The sequence below is a fragment of the Citrifermentans bemidjiense Bem genome, from assembly GCF_000020725.1.
Lineage (GTDB): Bacteria > Desulfobacterota > Desulfuromonadia > Geobacterales > Geobacteraceae > Geomonas > Geomonas bemidjiensis.
Genome location: NC_011146.1, coordinates 3,559,134 through 3,577,167, shown reverse-complemented (window position 1 = coordinate 3,577,167; position 18,034 = coordinate 3,559,134). Strand labels below are relative to the sequence as shown.

The window sequence follows — 18,034 nt, the reverse complement described above, 5'->3', positions numbered from 1 at the left end:
CAGGAATGCCGCTTCTGCGAGTTAATCTGAAATCAAGGAGATGAAAATATATGGCACTGCAACAAAGCTATCTGGACTTTGAGAAGCCGCTGGCCGAACTGGACAAGAAGATACAGGAACTGCATGGGTTTTCGACGCAAGGGGTGGACCTCTCGGCCGAGATCGCCAAGCTGGAGCAAAAATCCGAAAAGATGCGCGAGGAGATGTTCGCCAACCTTTCCCGCTGGCAGACGGCCCAGGTGGCGCGCCACATCAACCGTCCCTTCACCCTCGATTACCTGGAGCTGGTCTTCACCGAGTTCGTGGAACTGCACGGCGACCGCAACTTCGGCGACGACCACGCCATCGTCGGCGGTCTGGCTAGGCTGGACGGCGAGCCGGTGATGGTGATCGGCCATCAGAAGGGGCGCGACACCAAGGAGAAGGTGTTCCGCAACTTCGGCATGCCGAACCCCGAAGGGTACCGCAAGGCGCTGCGTCTCATGGAGATGGCCGAGCGCTTCAAGCTTCCCATCATCACCTTCGTCGACACCCCGGGCGCCTTCCCCGGTATTGGTGCCGAGGAGCGCGGCCAGGCCGAGGCGATCGCCCGCAACCTGCGCGAGATGTCGCGCCTCACCGTGCCCATCATCGTCGTCATCACCGGTGAGGGTGGCTCCGGCGGCGCGCTGGCCATCGCCGTGGGCGACAGGATCCTCATGCTGCAGCATTCCGTCTACGCCGTCATCTCCCCCGAGGGTTGCGCCGCGATCCTGTGGTCCGACGGCACCAAGGGCGCCCAGGCTGCCGAGGCGCTGAAGCTGACCGCCAAGGACATCAAGGCGCTCGAAGTCATCGACGAGATCGTTCCGGAGCCGGCCGGCGGCGCGCACCGCGACCACGAGGCCATGGCCAAGAACCTGCACAAAGCCCTCTCCAAGAACCTGAAGGAACTCAAAGCGATTCCCGCAGAGGATCTGATCGAGCAGCGTTACCAGAAGTTCCGCAAGATGAGTCGCTTCGCCGAGTAACAAAAGAACAGAAAATAGAAAAAGGGGACAGGCTACTTTTTGAAATGAAAAAGTAGCCTGTCCCCCTTTATTTTCAAGGTGCTGAAGGGAATCCCGGTAAATGGGCTAACTGCTCAGCATTATTATATAAACTCTACAAAAAGAGCAGCTTCACCGAGGAAGAAAAAAGAAAAGGGGACAGGCTGGTTTTCGAAACGAAAAAGTAGCCTGTCCCCTTTTTACCTTTTCATCCTATGAGCAGCGACACCGCGTGCAGCAAAAGGCCGATCATGCCGCCGACGAGCGTGCCGTTCATCCTGATGAACTGCAGGTCGCTTCCGATGCTGAGCTCGATCTCCTCGATGAACTCCTCTTCCTTCCACTCTTTCACGGTACCGGCGATGTGACGGGAGAACCCGGCTCTCAGGTTGTCGGCGTACTTTCTTACCACGCGCTCCAGGTGCTCGTTGACGGAATCGGCCAAGTCGGAATTCTCGGACAGGGTGTTGCCAAGGGCAACCGCGGCGTCGGCTATCTTCGCGCGGATGCTGGATAACGGCCGGTCCAGGTCATCTGCCATCCATTGCTTCAGGTCGGCCACGAGGTTCTTGGCGTAATGCGAGAGCTGTTCGTTATCGAGCACCTCCCGCTTCAGCTCGGCCACCTTCTCCCTGGTACCGGAGTCGTGTTTCAGCTTCGCGATGAAGTCGCCCACGGCCCGGTCGAACTCCTGGCGCAGCTCGTGGTCCGGGTCGGCGTTGACCAGGTTCAGGAAGCCGCTCACCTTATCTATGATTTTTTCGCCGGCGTTCCTGGAGAACTGCGGACGGTTCGGGATGAACTTGCTCAGGAGCGGGTATTCGGTGTCGACCCAGTTGTCCAGCGCTATGGCAATCTTCTCCTGCGACTCGGGGGTCCCAAGCCAGGCGCCCAGCCGCCTCAGGATCTCGTCCAGAACGGCCTGATGGCGATCGTCCTTTCTCAGGGATTCGAGGAGGCTCGCCGCGGAACCGGCCAGGTCGAATTTACCGATCCGGTCGTGCATTGCGGCCATGACTATCCTGCTCACCCGCTCGTCCTCCAGGAAACCGATCGATTCGGAGAGGATACGCGCCAACCCCCTTGCCAGCCCTTCCGCGTTTTCCCGCGAGGTGAGATAACGGCAAAGCTGCCGCGCGGGGTCGAATTCCCTCATCTTTTCTACCAGCACCTCGGTGGTCAGGAACTTCTCCTGGATAAAGCGGGCCAGGTTGTCGGCGATGGTTTCCCTCTTGTCGGCGATGATGGCGGTGTGCGGTATGGGAAGTCCCAGCGGGTGCCTGAACAGGGCCACCACGGCGAACCAGTCGGCAAGGGCGCCGACCATGGCGGCCTCGGCGAACGCGGCCACCCATTCCCAGCCGCCGCTTCCCCGCTGCAGGCGGGCCACGACGAATAGGACGGCGGCGCCTGCCATGAGGGCTACGGCGATCATCTTGTTCTTTTTCAGTGCAGTTCTTCTCTCATCCAACATCAGCGTCTACTCCTTACCTTCTAGTTTTCTGCCTGTGCCTTGACTGATCCGGGCGAGCCCTTCTTTTTATCAGTTTGTGACCTACAAGGCAATACGTCAGCGTCAATGACAAAGGGTAACAGGCACCTGTCTCATCGTTTTCGGACTGAGTCCGCTTCGGCCGTTAAAGGTTGCGGCAACTGTGGATGCTATGGTAAGACTGAACGTCTATCAGTAGTCACCGGGGAGAACCCAGGTAAGGAGAAAATAATGCTGGAACGTTTACAGAAGATACTCTCGCAGGCAGGGGTTGCTTCCCGACGCGAGTCGGAAGGGATAATCGCCGCGGGGAGGGTGGCCGTTAACGGCACGGTGGTAACGGAGTTGGGGACGAAGGCGGATCCCGACACCGACACCATAACCCTGGACGGCAAGCCGATCACCATCGAAGAGAAGCGGGTCTACATCCTGCTCTATAAACCGGTCGGCTACATGACCACCATGAAGGACCCGGAAGGGCGCCCGATCGTGAGCGATCTTCTCAATGGGGTGAAGGAGCGGGTGTACCCCATCGGCCGCCTGGACTACAACACAGAGGGGCTGCTCCTTTTGACCAACGACGGGGCGCTCGCCAACTCGCTGATGCACCCAAGCCACGAGGTGGACAAGGGGTACCTGGTAAGGGTGAGCGGGCAGGTATCTCCTCTCCAGATCAAGAAGCTCTCCGAGGGGGTGAAACTGGAGGACGGCATGACCGCTCCCGCCAAGGTGCTCCCGGTGAGCGAGAGCGAGAACAACTCCTGGATCTCGATTACCATCCATGAGGGGCGCTACCGTCAGGTGCGGCGCATGTGCGAGGCTGTGGGGCTGAACGTGGTGCGCCTGAAGCGGGCCCGGTACGACTTTCTTGAGATAGGCGACATGAAGCCCGGGGAGTACAGGCACCTGGCGCCTGAAGAAGTGACCCGGCTCAACAGGAAGATGGCCCCGGTAGGCACAGGGCGCGGTCCACGCAAGACCGGAGTGGTAGCGCGGCGAGGTTCGACAGGCACAGGAAGGCGGACACGCTGACAAAGCGAAGGACCAGACACAGTAAACCGGACACAAGAAAAAGCCACCCTTTGGGGCGGCTTTTTTTATATGAGTGCAATGCCTGCTTTCTCACTCGGGGAGACAGGGCAGGGGCAGTTAGTCAGTGTGGTTGAACTGCGGCTCAGGAAGGCGAGGGGAGGCGGCGCCGATAACTTCAGGCGTCATGCGCTCATCTGCTGCTTCTGCTTCGGTACCCGCGGCGTCTTGGGGGGCTTTTTCTCGGCTGGACCCCCCTTGGCGGCAAGTTTGGCCGCCCGTACTGCACGGGCCTTGGCCAGGTTGTCCGCGAGCCCCTTCTCCTGCGCCATCCTTCTGCGCGCCTCGGAGAAGTTGCGCGCGGTCAGCGCCTGTCCGCTGGGGATGCCGAACAGTTTCCTGTATTCGCCAGGCTTCATGCCGTGGACCTGGGCCAAGTGGCGGGCGAGCGTTTTCATGCCGCTCTTGCCGCAGAGCATGCAGCTTACCTGGTCCGGCTGGAAAGCCTTCTTCAGGGAGATGGCCGGCCCTCTAGCATCGGCCTTCTCCGCTCCTTCACCAGCCTCCACTTCCAGCTTCTGAAGTGCGACATGCACCTTCTGCAGCTCAAGAAGCAGATCTTCACCGGACATCTCTGTAACCGAGGCATGTGAAGAGACAATATTGGCCGTCAATTCGAGCAGTGATGATGCCATCTTTTCGCTCCTCCTTTCATAGTTTTGAGGTGAAAATATTAGCCGAGTATTATTAAACTACATACACATTTAAAATCAAGCCTTAAATGTTAAACGTAAACAAAAAAGTTGACTGCCAAGTTAAATTTCTGCTAGGTTTCCACGGCTGATTGCATGGGCGGAAAGCTGCCGCCGGACTATGAGGGTGACTTAGAATGGGACGAATTGTAATAGACGAATTGAGATGCAAAGGATGCGGTATCTGCACTATTGCTTGCCCAAAAAAGCTGATCAGGCTGTGTGAGAAGGTCAATATCCAGGGATACGCACCTGCAGAGTCTCCCAATCAGGAACTCTGTACCGGGTGTGCTCTCTGCGCCGAAATTTGTCCTGACGTAGCCATAACTGTCTTCAAATAATTTTTTACTTCCACAGTGAGATTCATTGATCCTAACTGAGCAACCGCGAGCGCGGTTTGAGCGTGCGGCGGAGCTGTCCGTGCACCCGGCCCAGCAGGATCCCCTGGAGGGACACTTGTCAAAACGTCTGTTTGTAAAGGGGAATGAGGCCGCCGCCATGGGTGCCGTGGCCGCCGGGTGCCGCTACTACTTCGGGTATCCCATCACCCCGCAAAGCGACATTCCCGAATACCTCTCGCGGGAGCTCCCCAAGCTGAACGGCGAGTTCATCCAGGCGGAGAGCGAGATCGGCGCGATCAACATGCTTCTGGGCGCCTCCGCCACGGGAGTCCGCGCCATGACTTCCTCCTCCAGCCCGGGCATCTCGCTGAAGCAGGAGGGGATCTCCTACATGGCGGGTGCGGAGCTTCCCGGCGTCATCATCAACATCTCCCGTTCCGGCCCGGGCCTGGGCGGCATCGATGCCTCGCAGTCGGACTACTTTCAGGCCGTTAAGGGCGGGGGGCACGGCGGCTACCACATCCCGGTGCTGGCACCTAACTCGGTGCAGGAGATGTACGACCTGACCTTGCACGCCTTCGACCTGGCGGACCTCTACCGCACCCCGGTGATGCTCTTGGGGGATTCGGTGGTCGGCCAGATGAAGGAGGCCCTCGTTCCCAATCCGCGCCCGGTACGCGAGCTGCCCGAGAAGGAATGGGCGGTCCGCGGCAAGGGGAGCGCCGAGCAGAGGGTGGTGAAGTCCCTTTTCCTTGGGGACGGCGAGCTGGAGGCGCATAACTGGCGCCTGCACGCGAAGTACCAGGTGATGAAAGAGAAGGAGTGCATCTCCGAGGAATTCGAGACCGCGGACGCGAAACTGATCGTGACCGGTTTCGGCTCCGTCTCCAGGATCGCCCAGACCGCGGTCGCCATGGCGCGCGAAGAAGGGCTCAAGGTGGGGCTGTTCCGCCCGGTTACGCTCTTCCCCTTCCCGGAGAAGGCGCTGGCCGAGGCTGCCGGCCGCGCCGGCCGCGTGCTGGTGATCGAGCTCAACACCGGACAGATGGTTGAAGACGTCCGCCTGAGCGTAGGGGCGGCGGCAAAGGTTTCCTTCTACGGCAGGCCGCCGGGGGCAGGGTCGCTTCCGTCGCCGGAAGAACTCCTCGACGTCATCAGGAAGAACTACGACCAGGCGCCGCAGTAGGCACAAGAGGTATATCCACATGCAACAGGTTTTTAAGAGACCGCAAAGCTTGAAGGACGTGCAGACCCATTTCTGCCCCGGGTGCCATCACGGCACCATCCACCGCCTGGTGGCGGACGCCATGGACCTCCACGGCGTGCAGGAAAGGACCATCGGGGTGGCGTCGGTCGGCTGTTCCGTCTTTCTCTACGGCTACTTCGACATCGACGTCGTCGAGGCTCCCCACGGGCGCGCTCCCGCGGTAGCGACCGGCGTCAAGCGCGCGAAGCCGGACAACTTCGTCTTCACCTACCAGGGGGACGGCGACCTTGCCGCCATCGGGACCGCGGAGATCATCCATGCCGCCAACCGGGGCGAGGACATCACCGTCATCTTCGTCAACAACACGACCTACGGCATGACCGGCGGCCAGATGGCCCCGACCACCCTGGTCGGTCAGAAGACCTCCACCTCCCCGTACGGCAGGGACAAGTCCAAGGACGGCTCCCCGATCAGGATGGCGGAACTGATGGCGCAGCTGGGCGGGGTGGCCTACTCGGCCCGCGTGGCGGTGGATTCTCCCAAGCACGTCCTGGAGGCGAAGAAGGTGATCCGCGAGGCGTTCGGCTATCAGGTTCAGGGGAGGGGGTTCTCCTTCGTGGAAGTGCTCTCCGCCTGCCCGACCAACTGGGGGATGAACCCGCTCAAGGCGAACGCGCGGGTCGGCGAGGAGATGATCCCTTACTTCCAGTTGGGGGTCTTCAAGAAGGAAGAGGCGTAGGCGGCCGCCGGCTTAAGGGGTGGTTTAACTATGAATGCAGGACACGGACGGCAAGCGTTCGTGTTTGGAGGTTCGATGCGTAAAGATGTGTTGATAGCAGGCTTCGGCGGGCAGGGTGTGCTCTTGGCCGGGAATCTGCTCTCCTATGCCGCGATAGAAGAAGGAAAGAACGTCAGTTATTTTCCCGCCTACGGGGTTGAAAAGCGCGGCGGTTCGGCCACCTGCACCGTGGTCATTGCCGACGGCGCCGTCGGTTCCCCGGTGGTCGGGCAGCCCTCGACGCTAGTGGTGCTGAACCAGGCGTCGTTGGAGCGCTTCGGCGCCCGTGTCCGTCCCGGCGGCATCTGCATCGTCAACACGTCGCTCGTCGACGTCTCCGCCCTGGGGAGGGACGACATAAAGATCATCCCGGTCCCGATGAACGAGATTGCCACGGACCTCGGCGACTTGAGGATGGTCAACATGGTAGCACTGGGCGCCTACGCCGCCGTTTCGGGAGCGGTCCAACTGGCGACCCTGGCGGGCGCGCTCAAAGAGGCGCTGCCGGAGCGAAATCACAAGTACATTCCGGCCAACGTCAAGGCGATTGAAACAGGCGCACAGATCGCACTGGAAAAAACAGCTTGACTTCCGAAAGTGGAATCTGGTATTAAACTGGTCTCCTTCGATGGGGTGTCGCCAAGCGGTAAGGCAACGGACTCTGACTCCGTCATCCGAGGTTCGAATCCTCGCACCCCAGCCAACTCTTTTTACGAGCTAGCGATGCCGCAAGCCGAACATATTTGGTCCCATCGTCTAGTGGTTAGGACACCGGCCTTTCACGTCGGTAACAGGGGTTCAAGTCCCCTTGGGATCACCATTTAAAGACAGCGCCTTGAAGCAGGGCGCTGTCTTTTTTTTATCTGAACTCTTCGTAAGTAACTCTGAATCCATGGTCGGAGCTTTGCTATGACAGTAGGCATCTCTCGTAGGACCTCTTATTGCTCTCCAGCTACTGCATGCGCAGCTGCCTTTGTCGGAGCAATCCCTGCCCGGTTGATCCTTCTTCTCTTCCTGATGCTTTGTTGCAGCACTCTCTTCCCGTCACAGCTTCATGCGGGGGAGAACCTGTTCAACAGCGGGGCAGCCATCAAGGAGGAACTGGGGCGCCTGGGCTCGGAGGGAAAGCTTTTCCTAAAGGCCCCCGTCGACCCTTACCTGGTGCAGACCGGAGCCGCGGCGGGTCTCATTGCCGTCGCCTATATCTTCGATAAACAGCTCAGCTCGAACGGTTCGCGCCACGGCGTCCTCAGGGGGATCACGGACGCCGGCAGCGACGCCAGCAACCCCTTTCTCCACCTGGGCATCGCCGCGACCGTCTACACCGCCGGGGCCGCTTCGGGGAACGCCGGCGTGATGGATCTCGGTGAGGAAATGGGGGAGGCACTAGTCCTGGCGGATAGCGCCACCTTTGTGCTCAAGGGCGCTGTCGGCCGGGGGCGTCCCTACCAGACGGAGAGCAAGTCGAGCTTCCGCCCCTTCCATTTCGAGGGAGGGTACGACTCGCTCCCTTCGATGCACACGGCGAGCTCTTTTGCTTTGGCCCACGTGGCCGCCTCTCACAGTGAAAGCTGGTCTTCGAAGTTCGCCTGTTACGCCGCAGCCGGCCTGGCCGGCTTCTCCAGGGTCTACCAAGGGAAACACTGGGCGAGCGACGTGCTGATCGGGGCCGCTATCGGCGAACTCGCCGGGGATGCGGTGACGAGGTACCGCGCCCTGCAGCCGGGCAAGGTGAGCGTCGCCCCCACGGCGATAGGGGGCACCCCGGCGCTGGCGCTGGTCGGCAAATTCTAGCAAGACGATAAAGGAGCTTTGGATGCTTAACGCAGTCATCTTCGACTTTGACGGCGTCATCGTGGACACCGAACCGCTGCACTACAAGGCCTTCCAGGAACTGCTGGTGCCGCTTGGGCTTGGCTATTCCTGGGAAGAGTACCTGGACCGCTACATCGGTTTCGACGACCGGGATGCCTTCCGCGAGGCCTTCGCTGTAGCCGGGCGTGCCCTCTCCGACGGCGGGTTGAAGGAGCTGATCCACGGCAAGGCGCAGGCGTTTCTGCGCATCGTCTCTGTTGGTGTCGCCCCATATGCCGGGGTGGTGGAGCTGATCCGCTCCATCTCCGGCAACCTGCCGCTTGCCCTATGCAGCGGCGCCCTGCGCAGCGACATAGACCCCATTCTGGCGCAGCTGGGCCTTTCCGACGCCTTTGACGTCATGGTGACCGCCGACGAGGTGGCGGCCAGCAAGCCGGACCCGGAAAGCTATCGGCTAGCGGTCACGAGGCTTCAGGAGGCATTCCCCGGCAAGGTCGACGCTTCTGCCTCGATCGCCATCGAGGACACCCCGGCGGGAATCGCCTCGGCGTCCGGCGCAGGTCTCAAGGTGCTCGCCGTGACCAACAGCTATCCCAGGGAGCGGCTGACCGGCGCCTGCCGGGTGCTCAATTCCCTGTCCGGAGTCGATCTCGAAGGGCTTCGCCTCCTCGTCTGACGCCGCCATGCTTAAACCCGCCACCATCGATGCCGTTCTCCCGCAACTGGCCGAGGCGCTGGAGCTGCGCAACGTAGCCGTGCTCCAGGCCCCCCCGGGCGCCGGGAAGACGACGCGCGTCCCCCTGGCCCTGATGGACGCCCCCTTTCTCCAAGGTGGAAAGATCATCATGCTCGAGCCGCGCCGGCTGGCCGCAGTCAACGCCGCCCGCTACATGGCCCAGTGTCTGGGCGAAGAGGTGGGGAGGCGCGTAGGCTATGGCATCAGGTTCGAGCGCAAGGTATCCTCCGCCACCCGCATCGAGGTGGTCACCGAGGGGATCCTGGCCCGGAGGCTGCAAAGCGACCCGCTGCTGGAAGGGGTGTCGGCGGTGATCTTCGACGAGTTCCACGAGCGGAGCCTTACCTGCGACCTTTCGCTCGCGCTTTGCCGGGACGTGCAGTTGGGGCTGCGCGAGGACCTTCGGCTCCTGGTCATGTCGGCTACGCTCGATGCCGAGCCGGTGGCGCAGCTTCTCGGCGGCGCGCCGCTGATAACCACCGAGGGGCGACAGTACCCGGTGGAAATCAGGTACCTGAAGAGCGAGCCTTCGGGGCGGCTGGCGGAAACCACCTGCGCCTCGGTCCTGCGCGCTCTTTCCGAGACTAAAGGCGACATCCTCGTTTTCCTCCCCGGCGCCGGCGACATCAGGCGCTGCGAAACCTTGCTGCAGCAAAAGCTCGGGTCCGACGTCATGGTTGCGGTCCTCTACGGAGATCTCCCCTTTGCCGCGCAGGAGCGCGCCATCCTGCCGGCGGATCGCCGCAAGGTGGTGCTCGCCACCAACATCGCCGAGACGAGCCTCACCATCGAGGGGGTCCGTGTGGTGGTGGATTCCGGCTTCTCGCGGCAGCTCCGCTTCGATCCCTCGACCGGCCTGAACCGCCTGGACACCATGCGGATATCGGCTGCCTCCGCCCAGCAGCGCGCCGGCCGTGCCGGCAGGGTGGCCCCCGGCGTCTGCTACCGCCTTTGGACCGAGCACGCTCAAACGACCCTCCTCCCGTTCACCCCCCCAGAGATCAAGGTATCCGACCTTGCGCCACTCGCCCTCGACCTGGCGCAGTGGGGTGTGGCCGATCCCGCTTCGCTGAGCTTTCTCGACCTGCCGCCGGCAGCCCATCTCGCCGAGGGGAGGGCGCTATTGCAATCCCTGGGGGCACTGGATCGGCGCGGGAACATCACCCCCCTGGGAAAGAAGATGGCGGCGCTCCCCATGCACCCGCGCCTATCCGCCATGCTGGCCGGTTCGCTGGCGACCGGTCAAGGGGGGCTTGCCTGCACGCTGGCAGCCATCCTCTCCGAACGCGACCTCCTGCCGCGCGGGGGCGGAACGGTTTCCGACAGCGATCTTCTCGACCGGCTGGACGCCTTGGCCGAGCGCCGGGACCCGCAGGCGTCCCGCACCGTGGAAAGGCTTGCGACTTATTTCAGGAACGCCCTTGGGGTGCAGGGGGGGCATGTGCAGGGGGACGCCTCGGTGGTGGGAGAACTCCTCCTGATGGCGTATCCCGACCGGGTGGCGCGGGAGCGAACCCCCGGCTCCGGCCGCTACCTCATGGCCAACGGCAGCGGCGCGCGCCTGTCGCGCAGAAGCAACCTGAGATCGCAGCCGTTCATCGTGGCGGTCGAGGTCGAGGGGGGCGGGGCCGAAGGCGAGATACACATGGCGAGCGCCGTCACACTCGACGCGGTGCGCTCCGGGTGCGCCGGCGCCATTACCCGCGAGCGGCGGGTCTTTTGGGATGAGCGAGAGGGAAGGGTGGTGGCTCGCGAAGAGGAGCGCCTCGGGGCCATCGTTCTTTCTGAGCGTGCCGCGACTCCGGACAAGCGGGAGATCGGCGCAGCCCTTTTGGGGGGAATCTTGTCAGGCCCCGGCCTTTCCGGGCTTAACTGGAGCGATGAGGCGCGGCAGTTTCAAAACCGTGTGAATTTCCTGCGCCGCGTGCTGCCGGAGGAGGAGCTGCCGGACCTCTCGGACCGGGCGCTGACGGAAAACCTGGAGCGCTGGCTCCTTCCCTACCTAGATGGGGTGAGGTCGCTCGCCCACCTGGCGCGGGTGGACCTTCGGGAGCCTTTGAAGGGGATACTTGAGTGGCGGCAGCAAAAGCTCGTCGACGAGGAGGCTCCGACCCATCTCAAGGTCCCCAGCGGCTCCCGCATATCCCTGGAATACTCGGCCGAGGGGGATCCCTTTCTAGCCGTCAAACTGCAGGAGATGTTCGGACTTGCCGAGACGCCGCGGGTAGCAAAGGGGAGGGTACCGGTAGTGATCCACCTGCTGTCGCCTGCCCGGCGTCCCATTCAGGTGACCTCGGACTTGAAGAGCTTCTGGAACGGGGCCTACCGCGAGGTGTGCAAGGAGTTGAAGGGTCGCTACCCGAAGCACCCCTGGCCGGACGACCCGTGGAATGCACCAGCTACCAGACATGTGAAGAAGAGGATGTCGTAGAGGCAATTGACAATTGACAATTGACAATTGACAATGGAACAACCTAATACCCAGCTTTTAAATTGTAGGTATGTAAGACCTGGACTGTTGTTGGAATGTGTGTTGTGAGTTGAAAATGAAGGGAGCAGTTGTTAGTTGCCAACTGTCTAGTTGCCAATTAACAATTGGTTCTGGCTTGTTGATTGTGAGTTGGATGAGTTGGGCGCTGTAAATGAATGGAGTAGTGGTTTAGTTGTCAATCGTCAATCGTCAATTGTCAATTGTCAATTGTCAATTGCTTTTGGTTTTGGTTCACCTCATGTTAGTGAATACCAGCGAGCCATCCTTCGACAGATAGCTCCTGATACTTTCCGCAACCTCCGGAATTCCCATCCCGTTCTCCAGGTAGGCCTGCGTCACATTTACCCCGTCCTTCCAGAGCTCGAAGTGCAGGTGCGGTCCTGTGGATCTCCCGGTGGAGCCGGAGAGCGCGACCGTCTGCCCCGCCTCTACCCTGTCCCCGATCTTGACCTCCAGTTGTGCGTTGTGCCCGTACAGGGAAACCATTCCTCCTTCATGCTCGATGGTTACCAGGTTGCCATATCCGCCGCGCGCAGCACTCTCGACTACCCTGCCGGCCGCGATCGCTCTAACCCTGGTACCGGTCGGGACCGCTATGTCGACTCCGTTATGATGTTTCATGCCGTCGTCGATCGGGTCGTGGCGCAGCCCGACCTTGGAGGTGACGATCCCCTGGACCGGCATCCGGGAGTCTTTCTCGGTAAAACCCGGCTCGCTCTTGAGCGCCTCCGGTTGGATCTTCGCCGTCTTCTTGGGCTTACCCTCGCGCAGAACCCTGACCGCGCCCCCGCTGGTCGGGGTGTTGGTGAAGGTTTCCACCCCGTCCTCCCCTGTGTAGCGGAAAAAGTCGGCCCGCGCCGGCGAGACGGAGAGCGCACAAAGCACTGCTGCAGGCAGGAGTGTACGTGCGAGCTGTGATGCTTCCTTCCACCGTAGTGCGATTTCCAGTTTCTTCACCATCAATCCTTCGCCCAAAGTCCGGGGCTCCCTGATCCCTAAAGCCGCCCGTACTATAGTATGACGGCCGGCGCTTGGCAAGAGGCGACTGGGGGGGCGGCTCGCTGCTCACTTACCTAGCAGGCGCCGCTCTTAAACATAAGGGGGACAGTATTAAGGGGGACAGGCACCTGCGGAGCCAGTCACCGGCTATTCTGCATCAAGGGGGACAGGCACCTGCGGAGCCAGTACCCCAGGCATTGACTGCGCCGGCGGTCGCGCAGAGGGCTGTTCTCAGCGTGGAACAGTGTGGAAAGATTAATCGGCTGGGTGCTGTACTGGGCATTTCTCTTGCTACATATTGGATGCTTAACGCAATGATCCTGTAAATACTTGGAACCCCGTTGCTTCGACAAGCATAGTGCTTATTTTTTAGACACCGCTGCATAAAAAGGAGGCTGTACCGTGGAGATGTTTGGGCAAAACGTATTTAACCAGTCCGTTATGAGAGATAGGTTGCCGAAAAGTGTTTTCAAGAACCTCAAGAAAACCATTGACGAAGGTCTGCCGCTTGATCCCTCTATTGCAGATGTTGTCGCATCGGCAATGAAAGAGTGGGCCGTTGAAAGAGGCGCAACGCACTTCACCCATTGGTTCCAGCCGATGACCGGCATTACCGCGGAGAAACATGACTCTTTTATTTCGCCGACGGATGGCGGGGTACTGCTTGAATTCTCCGGTAAAGAACTGGTCAAGGGTGAGCCGGATGCGTCCTCTTTCCCCAGCGGCGGCCTGAGGGCAACCTTCGAAGCCAGGGGATACACCGCCTGGGACTGCACCTCGCCTGCCTTCCTGAGAGAAGAGGCTGACGTCATCACTCTCTGCATCCCTACCGCCTTCTGCTCCTACACCGGTGAGGCGCTGGACAAGAAGGTTCCTCTGCTTCGTTCCATGGAAGCGCTTTCCACGCAGGCCGTTCGCGTTCTCAAGCTGTTCGGAAACACCAGTGTCACCAGGGTAACCTCGACTGTCGGAGCCGAGCAGGAATACTTCCTGGTGGACAAGTCTTTCTACCTGAAAAGACCCGACCTGATGATGGCAGGCAGAACCCTTTTCGGCGCCATGTCCACAAAAGGGCAGGAAATGGAAGACCACTACTTCGGCAGTATCAAGGAAAGAGTGCTGTCGTACATGAAGGAAGTGAACGAGGAACTGTGGAAACTGGGCGTTACCGCCAAGACCCAGCACAACGAAGTAGCACCCGGACAGTTTGAACTTGCTCCGATCTTCGAAAACACCAACATCGCCACCGACCACAACCAGATGGTCATGGAAGTTCTCAAGCGGGTCGCCCTCAGGCACGACATGGTCTGCCTGCTGCACGAGAAACCCTTTGCCGGCGTCAATGGTTCCGGAAAGCACAACAACTGGTCCATGAGTTCCAACGACGGCCAGAACCTGCTGGAGCCCGGCCACACCCCCCATGAAAATGCCCAGTTCCTGACCTTCCTCATGGCGACCATCAAGGCTGTGGACACCTATGCCGGGCTGCTGCGCTGCTCCTGCGCCAACGCCGGCAATGACCATCGCCTGGGCGCCAATGAAGCACCTCCGGCGATCATTTCGGTTTTCCTCGGCGAGCAGCTTGCCGACATCATCGACCAGATCGTTGCGGGCGTAGCAAAATCGTCCTCCATGAGCGGTCACATGGACATCGGCGTAAATACCCTTCCCTCGCTGCCCAAGGACGCCACCGACAGGAACAGGACCTCCCCGTTCGCCTTTACCGGCAACAAGTTCGAATTCAGGATGCTCGGTTCTTCCTTCTCCATTTCGGGCCCCAACATCATCATCAACACCATCATTGCCGAGGCGCTGAAGGAGTTTGCCGACGTGCTGGAGAAATCCACCAACTTCGACGCCGACCTCGACAAGCTGCTTCAGAAAACCGCGAAAAAACACCAGCGTGTGATCTTTAACGGCAACAACTACTCCGACGAGTGGGTTCAGGAAGCAGCGAAACGTGGCCTGCCGAACATTCCCAACACTCCTGACGCACTCAAGGAGCTGGTCTCCAAGGAAGCGGTCAAGGTGTTCGCTGCTCACAATGTCTTCAACGAAAAGGAAGTTCATGCACGTTACGAAATCATGGTCGAGCAGTACATCAAGACCCTGAACATCGAAGCGCTGACCATGATAGACATGGCCAACCACAGCATAATCCCCACCGCCATTGAGTATGCGACAGCAGTGGCAAACTCTGTCAATGCGGTCGCCGCTGTATCCAGCAAGCTGGACGTCTCGACACAGAAGGAATTGCTGGATGAACTCTGCGAGAAACTGGCTTCGATGAGCGCCAATACCAAAGCGCTGGAGCAGGCGCTTGAGAACGCGCTGAACATCGCCGATGCCGAGAAGCAGGCCGCCGCATTCAGGGAAAACGTGTTTACCAAAATGTTTGAACTGCGTGCCACTGGCGATGCGCTGGAAAAAATCATAGGTGCCAAGTACTGGCCTCTGCCGACCTACAGGGAGATGCTTTTCGTTCTGTAATCCCTGGATCTTTATGTGCCCAAATAGGAGCCCCCTGCCGGGGGCTCCTATTTATAGCCACGCCACAGTCAAGGCACGATCAGTCCGGGATTGTTTTAATATAAGTTGACCAACAAGAGTTCGGCAACCTGCTGCTGAGCAAACCATCAGTCCGGGATTTATAACCTTGCAAATCAATGGCAAGCTATTTATAATTCGCGGCGCACTGAACAACAAGCGGAGGATACCTGCCTTGAAAAAAGTCGAAGCAATCATAAAACCTTTCAAGCTTGATGAAGTGAAAGAAGCCCTCAATGAGATCGGCATCCAGGGGATCACCATTGGTGAAGTGAAAGGTTTCGGTCGCCAGAAAGGGCACACCGAGCTTTACCGCGGCGCTGAGTACGTGGTCGATTTCATTCCCAAAATCAAGATGGAAATCATCGTATCTGACGAAGTTGTCGGCAAGGTCGTCGACGCCATCGAGCAGGCTGCCAAGACCGGCCGGATCGGCGACGGCAAGATTTTCGTGACTCCAGTGGAGGAAGTAGTTCGGATCAGGACCGGTGAGAGGGGCGAGGACGCTCTCTAATTGGCCCTGGTTTTTACTTAATTTGAAAGGAGATTGTAGATGACACCTAAACAAGTAGTGGAGTTTGCCAAAGAAAACGGCGTACTTATGGTCGATTTCAAATTCATGGACTTCGTCGGCATCTGGCAGCACTTCACCGTGCCGATGAGCGAGTTCGGCGAGGACACCTTCGAGGAAGGGCAGGGCTTTGACGGCTCCTCCATCCGTGGGTGGCAGCCGATTCACGCCTCCGACATGATCATCATTCCGGACCCGAAGACCGCGAAGATGGACCCGTTCACCGCGATTCCCACTCTTTCGCTTATCTGCGACATCTTCGACCCGATCACCAAAGAAGACTACACCCGCGACCCGCGTAACATCGCCAAGAAAGCCGAGAACTACCTGAAGTCGACCGGCCTTGCCGACACCGCATACTTCGGGCCGGAAGCTGAATTCTTCATCTTCGACGACGTCCGTTACGACTCCACCGCCAACTCCTCCTTCTACGCCGTCGACTCCGTCGAAGGCGCATGGAACAGCGGCCGCGAAGAGTTCCCGAACCTCGGCTACAAGCCGCGCCACAAGGAAGGCTACTTCCCGGTTGCCCCGACCGACTCACAGAACGACCTCCGCAATGAGATGGTCCTGGAACTGCAGAAAGTCGGCATCCGCGTCGAGTGCCAGCACCACGAGGTCGCTACCGGCGGCCAGGCCGAGATCGACATGCGCTTCTCCTCCCTGGTCGACATGGCTGACCAACTCCAGTGGTTCAAGTACGTCATCAAGAACGTGGCCAACAGGAACGGCAAGACCGTAACCTTCATGCCCAAGCCGCTTTACGGCGACAACGGCTCCGGTATGCACTGCCACATGTCCCTCTGGAAAGAAGGCACCAACCTCTTCGCCGGCGACAAATACGGCGGGCTTTCCCAGATGGCTCTCTGGTACATCGGCGGCATCATCAAGCACGCCCGTGCCCTCTGCGCCTTCACCAACCCGACCACCAACTCCTACAAGCGTCTGGTGCCGGGCTTCGAGGCTCCGGTGAACATGGCTTACTCCAGCCGTAACCGTTCCGCTTCGCTCCGTATCCCGATGTTCTCCTCGAACCCCAAGGCGAAGAGGATCGAATACCGCACTCCGGACCCGTCCTGCAACGGCTACCTCGCCTTCGCAGCCCTGCTGATGGCTGGCCTCGACGGCATCGAGAACAAGATCGATCCGGGCCAGCCGCTGGACAAGGACATCTACGGCCTGTCCCCGGAAGAACTCGCCACCATCCCGTCCGCACCGGGCTCCCTCGAGGAGGCTCTCAAGGCGCTGCAGGAAGACAACGAGTTCCTCTACAAAGGTGACGTCTTCACTCCGGACGTCGTCGAGAAGTGGATCGAGTACAAGACCGAAGCCGAAGTCAACCCGGTCCGTATGCGTCCGGTACCGCTCGAGTTCGCACTGTACTTCGACATTTAAGAGCTTCAGGCATAAAGGCAGCATGGAAAGGCGGGGGAAACCCCGCCTTTTCCTATTTGTGGCCCACGATAGGCGCTATCGAGGTGCGGCACCGGGACGCGTGGAAAGAATTGACTCGATAATTACAATAGCTTAATTTGTAGGTACGTATCGGGGACCATTGGAGCGGTTTGGGAATTCCGCTCGCGGCTTACTCATCAGGAGGTAGCTCAGTTCGGGAGGTGTCTCATGGCTAAACGATTCCTTGCTGCACTCGCGTTCAGTTCCTTTTTCACTCTTTCATCCATCCCATGTCAGGCCACCGTTGTAATCGACCCTGCCTTGGGATGGAGCGGTGAGTTTTCCTGGTTTGACGGCATCGGACCGATCGGTTTTATCACCACGCCCAACGAAGACGAGTGGTGGAGTTCCGATTGGAGCATCTCAACGAGCAGCGACTGCGTCATGCCCCTCGTTACTGCGTTCGATGAGTATGCTGTAGGAGATGAATTCGCTTTCTACTTCGATAACGTCCTTACCCGGTGGACTTCGACCTTCCACGACGGTTCCGGCTATTTCCACGGGGTGTTCGATGATCTGGCCCTTACAGCGGGGCCCCATACCTTTACCTTCTTCGTGACCGCTAATGCCCCTGGTCTCACGGAAGGGTCCGCCAAGGCCGATTTTTCCGCGGTAGTGCCTGCTGCGGTTCCTGAGCCCTCCACTTTGTTTCTGCTGGGCGCAGGTTTCGGCACCATCGGTCTGTACCGGTGGAAGCATCGTAGCTGACCCGTAGGCAGCCGGAATTATGGTAGGAGAAAATGGCCGCGAGCAATCGCGGTTTTTTTGTTCATTGGGGACTTCGCCCTTGGCG

16 protein-coding genes and 2 tRNA genes are annotated in these 18,034 nt (G+C 59.7%); 15 read left to right on the top strand and 3 right to left on the bottom strand.

What is annotated here, in order from left to right; all coding sequences use genetic code 11:
• Positions 1-50: 50 nt before the first annotated feature.
• Entirely contained in the window at positions 51-1,010 is a 960-nt protein-coding gene (locus GBEM_RS15445) for an acetyl-CoA carboxylase carboxyltransferase subunit alpha (RefSeq protein WP_012531526.1), read from the top strand.
• Between the two features lie 226 nt (positions 1,011-1,236).
• On the opposite strand, the gene GBEM_RS15440 is transcribed toward GBEM_RS15445, so the two are convergent.
• Positions 1,237-2,502: a DUF445 domain-containing protein gene (locus GBEM_RS15440; protein WP_012531525.1), complete on the bottom strand. Its 1,266-nt coding sequence runs from the start codon at positions 2,500-2,502 to the stop codon at positions 1,237-1,239.
• 249 nt (positions 2,503-2,751) lie between these two features.
• Here GBEM_RS15440 and GBEM_RS15435 point away from each other — a divergent pair, with 249 nt between their 5' ends.
• Positions 2,752-3,552, top strand: coding sequence for a pseudouridine synthase (locus tag GBEM_RS15435; RefSeq protein WP_012531524.1), 801 nt, complete (start codon positions 2,752-2,754; stop codon positions 3,550-3,552).
• 182 nt (positions 3,553-3,734) lie between these two features.
• On the opposite strand, the gene GBEM_RS15430 is transcribed toward GBEM_RS15435, so the two are convergent.
• A complete protein-coding gene (locus tag GBEM_RS15430; protein WP_012531523.1) occupies positions 3,735-4,244 on the bottom strand; it encodes a MucR family transcriptional regulator in 510 nt (169 codons plus the stop codon).
• A gap of 194 nt (positions 4,245-4,438) precedes the next feature.
• On the opposite strand from GBEM_RS15430, the gene GBEM_RS20930 reads away from it, so the two are divergent.
• The 9 genes from GBEM_RS20930 (at position 4,439) to hrpB (ending at position 11,609) form a co-directional block, all read left to right on the top strand.
• Entirely contained in the window at positions 4,439-4,642 is a 204-nt protein-coding gene (locus GBEM_RS20930; protein WP_012531522.1) for an indolepyruvate ferredoxin oxidoreductase subunit alpha, read from the top strand.
• A gap of 115 nt (positions 4,643-4,757) precedes the next feature.
• Positions 4,758-5,828: a 3-methyl-2-oxobutanoate dehydrogenase subunit VorB gene (locus GBEM_RS15425; protein WP_041262819.1), complete on the top strand. Its 1,071-nt coding sequence runs from the start codon at positions 4,758-4,760 to the stop codon at positions 5,826-5,828.
• Between the two features lie 19 nt (positions 5,829-5,847).
• A complete protein-coding gene (locus GBEM_RS15420; protein WP_012531520.1) occupies positions 5,848-6,588 on the top strand; it encodes a thiamine pyrophosphate-dependent enzyme in 741 nt (246 codons plus the stop codon).
• 75 nt (positions 6,589-6,663) lie between these two features.
• Positions 6,664-7,215: a 2-oxoacid:acceptor oxidoreductase family protein gene (locus tag GBEM_RS15415; RefSeq protein ID WP_012531519.1), complete on the top strand. Its 552-nt coding sequence runs from the start codon at positions 6,664-6,666 to the stop codon at positions 7,213-7,215.
• A 41-nt stretch (positions 7,216-7,256) separates the two neighbouring features.
• A tRNA-Gln gene (locus GBEM_RS15410) sits at positions 7,257-7,330 on the top strand.
• A gap of 42 nt (positions 7,331-7,372) precedes the next feature.
• Positions 7,373-7,447, top strand: a tRNA-Glu gene (locus GBEM_RS15405).
• Between the two features lie 176 nt (positions 7,448-7,623).
• The gene (locus GBEM_RS15400; protein ID WP_226373872.1) at positions 7,624-8,421 is read left to right on the top strand and encodes a phosphatase PAP2 family protein; all 798 of its coding nucleotides are present in this window, start codon (positions 7,624-7,626) and stop codon (positions 8,419-8,421) included.
• 22 nt (positions 8,422-8,443) lie between these two features.
• A complete protein-coding gene (locus GBEM_RS15395; protein WP_012531517.1) occupies positions 8,444-9,118 on the top strand; it encodes an HAD family hydrolase in 675 nt (224 codons plus the stop codon).
• Between the two features lie 7 nt (positions 9,119-9,125).
• On the top strand, positions 9,126-11,609 hold the full coding sequence (hrpB, locus tag GBEM_RS15390; RefSeq protein ID WP_012531516.1) for an ATP-dependent helicase HrpB: 2,484 nt from the start codon (positions 9,126-9,128) through the stop codon (positions 11,607-11,609).
• A gap of 291 nt (positions 11,610-11,900) precedes the next feature.
• Here the strand turns inward: hrpB and GBEM_RS15385 are convergent, their stop codons facing one another.
• On the bottom strand, positions 11,901-12,644 hold the full coding sequence (locus GBEM_RS15385; RefSeq protein ID WP_226373871.1) for a M23 family metallopeptidase: 744 nt from the start codon (positions 12,642-12,644) through the stop codon (positions 11,901-11,903).
• 432 nt (positions 12,645-13,076) lie between these two features.
• Between GBEM_RS15385 and GBEM_RS15380 the strand changes: the two genes are divergently transcribed.
• The 4 genes from GBEM_RS15380 to GBEM_RS15365 all read left to right on the top strand — a co-directional run bounded on the left by GBEM_RS15380 (position 13,077) and on the right by GBEM_RS15365 (position 17,949).
• On the top strand, positions 13,077-15,158 hold the full coding sequence (locus tag GBEM_RS15380) for a glutamine synthetase III family protein (protein ID WP_226373976.1): 2,082 nt from the start codon (positions 13,077-13,079) through the stop codon (positions 15,156-15,158).
• 232 nt (positions 15,159-15,390) lie between these two features.
• Complete coding sequence (locus GBEM_RS15375; RefSeq protein ID WP_012531513.1) at positions 15,391-15,729, top strand: P-II family nitrogen regulator; 339 nt, start codon at positions 15,391-15,393, stop codon at positions 15,727-15,729.
• Between the two features lie 39 nt (positions 15,730-15,768).
• Positions 15,769-17,181: a type I glutamate--ammonia ligase gene (gene glnA / locus GBEM_RS15370; RefSeq protein WP_012531512.1), complete on the top strand. Its 1,413-nt coding sequence runs from the start codon at positions 15,769-15,771 to the stop codon at positions 17,179-17,181.
• 228 nt (positions 17,182-17,409) lie between these two features.
• Positions 17,410-17,949 carry a PEP-CTERM sorting domain-containing protein gene (locus tag GBEM_RS15365; RefSeq protein ID WP_012531511.1) on the top strand — a complete coding sequence of 180 codons (540 nt, stop codon included), beginning with the start codon at positions 17,410-17,412 and terminating at the stop codon, positions 17,947-17,949.
• Positions 17,950-18,034: the final 85 nt, after the last annotated feature.